Source organism: Roseateles sp. GW821-FHT03B02 (assembly GCF_059421025.1).
The window spans coordinates 1-776 of the sequence record NZ_JBWKUV010000036.1 but is presented as its reverse complement, the minus strand read 5'-3'; the positions used below and the strand labels follow the sequence as shown (position 1 = coordinate 776).

Here is a 776-nt window from a genome sequence, read left to right as displayed (position 1 = left end):
CAGGCCCTGACCTCGACCCAGCTCGGCAACCTGACCACGGACAACCTCAACGCGCTGGGCACCGCCCAGTTCGCCGCACTGAACTCCACGCAATTCGGCGCCCTGACGACCGGCCAACTGGCCAGGCTCGAAACCGCCGACCTGCGCGCCGTTTCAACGGCGGCGCTGAATGCGCTGAGCTCGGCCCAGGTCGCGGCCCTGGCCAGCGACGCCGTCGGCGCACTGACCACGGCGCAAGTGGCCTCGCTGGGCTCCGACCAGATCAAGGGTCTCACCACCGCCGACATGGTGGCGCTGACCTCCGGCCAGGTCGCCGCGCTCACCTCTGCCCAGGTCGCCAACCTGTCCACCGCCCAGATCGCCGCGATCGAGACCGTTGACATCAAGTCCATCTCGACCAGCGCGTTGCGCAATCTGTCCACCGGCCAGATCGACGCCCTCACCAGCGACCAACTGCGCGCGCTGACCTCCACCCAGCTCAACGCGCTGACCACGGCGCCGCAAGTCGTCGGCCTGACGACCGGCGACCTGAATTCGCTGAGCACCGGCCAGATCGCCAGCCTGTCCACGGCCCAGGTGCAGGCGCTGACGAGCACCCAGCTCGGCAACCTGACCACGGACAACCTCAACGCGCTGGGCACCGCCCAGTTCGCCGCGCTGAGCTCTGCCCAGGTCGGCGCGCTGACCACCGGCCAACTGGCCAAGCTCGAAACCGCCGACCTGCGCGCCGTGACGACCGCGGCGCTGGGCGGCCTGTCGTCCGACCAGGTCGGCGC

At 70.1% G+C, this 776-nt stretch carries 1 pseudogene; it reads left to right on the top strand.

The annotated features are described in order from the left end of the window. Positions 1 to 776: pseudogene (locus tag AC07VX_RS26865) on the top strand (heme utilization protein); the annotation flags it as partial.